The sequence below is a fragment of the Geminicoccus sp. genome (genome assembly GCF_036263595.1).
GTDB lineage: Bacteria > Pseudomonadota > Alphaproteobacteria > Geminicoccales > Geminicoccaceae > Geminicoccus.
Map to the genome: position 1 here is coordinate 1 of NZ_DATAGQ010000159.1, position 3,238 is coordinate 3,238.

At 67.1% G+C, this 3,238-nt stretch carries 4 protein-coding genes; 1 reads left to right on the forward strand and 3 read right to left on the reverse strand.

Features of this window, described 5'->3' with window-relative positions; all coding sequences use genetic code 11:
- The 3 genes from VHL31_RS26705 to VHL31_RS17440 form a co-directional block, all read right to left on the reverse strand.
- On the reverse strand, positions 1–151 hold a 151-nt coding region (locus VHL31_RS26705), incomplete at its 3' end, for a glycosyltransferase (protein WP_349262473.1).
- Entirely contained in the window at positions 148–1,629 is a 1,482-nt protein-coding gene (locus VHL31_RS17435; RefSeq protein WP_329662514.1) for a lipopolysaccharide biosynthesis protein, read from the reverse strand. The genes VHL31_RS17435 and VHL31_RS26705, both read right to left, overlap by 4 nt.
- Positions 1,630–1,642: 13 nt before the next feature.
- Complete coding sequence (locus VHL31_RS17440) at positions 1,643–2,755, reverse strand: hypothetical protein (RefSeq protein ID WP_329662515.1); 1,113 nt, start codon at positions 2,753–2,755, stop codon at positions 1,643–1,645.
- 183 nt (positions 2,756–2,938) lie between these two features.
- Here VHL31_RS17440 and VHL31_RS17445 point away from each other — a divergent pair.
- Positions 2,939–3,238 (forward strand): DeoR/GlpR family DNA-binding transcription regulator (locus VHL31_RS17445; RefSeq protein ID WP_329662516.1); only part of this gene is annotated, 300 nt, incomplete at its 3' end.

The following is a 3,238-nucleotide window of genomic DNA, read 5'->3' on the forward strand; positions in this document are numbered from 1 at the left end:
GGGTGCCATCGGTCGACCCGTTGTCCACCACGATCACCTCGTGACGGTCCTTCGGATAGTCCTGCCGCTCCAGCGCCTGGAGACAGCATGCAAGGGCATCGGGCGCATTCCAGACCGGGATGATCACGCTCACGAACGGAACGCCGATCATGGTGCGGCTTGGATCTTTCGCCCGCGGAGCAGGGCCCGCAGCCGTGTCACCTGCCGCCTTGGCCCCGGCAGCAGGAGAATGAGGCCCTGTACCAGGACCACAACGGCCGTGCCGACGGCCAGCTGAAGCCAGGGCGACGCGATCAGCAGCGTTGCGGCGAAGCTGATGGCGATGCTGGGCACGGCGACAGCGCCGAAGATCGTCAATCCGTTCCACATCAGCGGCCGCGTATCCATCGACGCGACGCGACCGACCCACCAGAGCTGGGTGAACCAGAACAGCACGTAGGCGATCGAGTGGCCGATCGCGACCCCTATTCCCCCCCAAGGCAGGCCCGCCACCATGAGCAGGCTGATCATCGGCTGGGTCATGAGATAGAAGCGGAATTGGTGACCGGTCAGGCCCTTGGCGATGAAGATCCAGAAGGACACCTGGCCGAGGGCCCGGAAGATGCCGCCTACCGCCAGCGCCTGAACGATCGGAACCATTCCTTGCCAACGGTCGCCCAGGGCCACGGTGATGAATGGTTCGGCCAAGCCGATGATCAGGCCATAGGCCGTGCAGCTGCACAGTCCGGTCGCCGACTGTCCGGCGAGCAGGTAGCTACTGAATGCCTTCGTGTCGTCGACCAGCTTGACCAGGACGGGAATGGCTACTCGAGAGAGAGGAGCGGTGAACTGGCCGAGCGGCATCATGATCAGCTGGTAGGACCGCCCGTAGATGCCGAGCGTGGCTGCGCCCCAGACATAGCCGATCGACACGTTGTCGATGTTCTTCGTGACATAGGCGAGCGACTGGGTGCCCACGAGACCGGCGCCGAAGCGCAGCAGCGACCGTACGCCGCTCTTCCTGCTCGGCAGGCCCGGTCGCCACTTGGCCGCCAGCACCACGAAGAGCAGGCCGACCATGCTGACCGTGAGCTGCTGGGCGATCAGGGCAGGGTAGCGCGGCACCTGGAGCGCCACCAGCACCGCCACGACGAGACCGGCGACCTGCGGCACCAGCTCCGACAGGCTCAGCGCGTTGAAACGCATCCGCCGGTTCAGCTCGGCCCGAAACTGGGTCGCGATGCCGTTGAGCAGGAAGGTGGGTGCTATCCACTGCGTGATGACGACGAGATCCGGTTCTCCATAGAGCAGCGCGATCGGCCAGCTCAAGGCGAACACGATCAGCGTCAGCGATGCGCCGATGCCAGTATTGACCCAGAACAGGTTCGATTTCTGCGCAGGCGAGAGCGACTTGGCCTGGACTGCCGCAGTGAACAGGCCGAAGTCGCGCAGCAGTTCGGCAAAGCCGGTGATCGCGAGCACCATGGCGAGCAGGCCGACATCGTGCGGGGCCAGCAGCCGCGAGAGCACCACCACCGCGACGAGCTGGAGCACCGCGCGGTTCGACTGCCAGAACACGGTGCTGATCGCACCACGGACGGCGGTGGTGCCCAGACTTTGAGGGCGCTTTGCGGGTGCGGCAGCCGCCACTAGGAAGAAACCGTCATCTGGTCGGGCGGCCGCGTGAAGCGACCAGCGTCCGCAGGTCCCGCCCTGCCTCGGCGATCATGTTCACCGCGACCGTGCGAGCGCCACCGGCCTCGTCCTGCCGCCTGAGTGCCGCCTCGAGCTGCCCGGCAATCCTCTCCGCCGGGAGGCCGGAGACGTCGATGCTGGCGTCCCGATAGCCGATCGCCTCGAAATGCCGACCGATCTTGTCTTCCGGCCGGTCGACCAGGCAAAGCGGCACCGCTCCTTCCGTGAACGCCACGATCAGCACGTGCAATCGATCGCTGACCGCAAGGGCTGCACGCGCATAGGTCCGCCGGAGCCGCTGCTCCTGCTGGGCATGGGGCTCGGCACCCCAGTCGACCAGTTCGGCATCCAGCCTGCGCGCGAGGTGACGGCTCTGGTCGGCGTCGCGCCGGACCTGGGTGACCACGATCGGCCGCAATGCGCTCCGGCGACAGAAGGCCCGCACGCCCTCCAGCCAGGCCTGCCCTGGCGCCGGACGGTCCCCGCGCAGCGACAGGACGACGAGTTCCCTCGGTCCTCTGCCATCGCCCGGCAGCGGCGTCGAAGTGGGACCAAAATCGTCGAATCCCCAGTCCGGCATGACCGAGCCCAGGCGGAACTGCGCGTGCGACCGCGGATCCCGCCAGCGGACCATGTGGTGCAGGCGAAACGACAGGCGGAACAACGGCATCAGGCGTCGTGGCTGCTCCCGCGCGCCGATCCCCAGCTGCACGACCGCGCCACCTTTCCGGCCGACCTGCCAGTGCAGGAGCAGCCGGCGCAGCGAGCGGCGGAGCCGGGCGGTATCGGTAGGCAGCTCGCCTGGCTTGCCGACGCAGAGGATGGGGCCTTGCCTGGCCGCGTGCAGAACTGCCGGCGTCCAGGCTTTCGAATCGCGGATCACGATGTCGCCAGAACCGAGGCGGAGCGCCGTCACGAAGTCGTCCGACGCCGCGTCGCCAAGGAACACGTGCAGCGGTCCGATCGGCCGCAACTCGTCCAGCAGGCGCCGCCGCAGCACGACGTCGCCGATATTGTCGTCCTGTCCCATGCACCAGACATAGACCGGCATGACGTGGGCAGGCACCGGGACGGGCTGCATCGCTCGGCCAGCTCCGAAGCAGTGGCGGTGGTGCCGGGCAGGCGGTCAGCACCAGGGGGTTGCAGCCTCATACGTGCAGCGGCCGCACCTGTCCAACGTGACGTCATGGCCAGCTGGCATCGATGGCTCCGGCGGCCTATGGGATCTGACGGACATGTCCAACACCGAGCTCGAGAGCGTCCCTTGTCCACCCGCGACCGTCGTGAGCAGATCCTCGAGCGTGCCAAGCGGACCGGCTATGTCTCCGTCGACCAACTGGCCAACGACCTGCGCGTCACCCCGCAGACGATCCGACGGGACCTGTCCGAGCTGTGCGAGCAGAACCTGCTGCAGCGCTACCATGGCGGCGCTGGCCTCACCTCGTCGGTGGAGAACGTCGCCTATGCCGAGCGGCAGGTCCTGAACGTCGACGCCAAGCGGCGGATCGGACAGCTGGTCGCCAAGGCGATTCCGAACCATGCCTCCCTCTTCATCAACATCGGC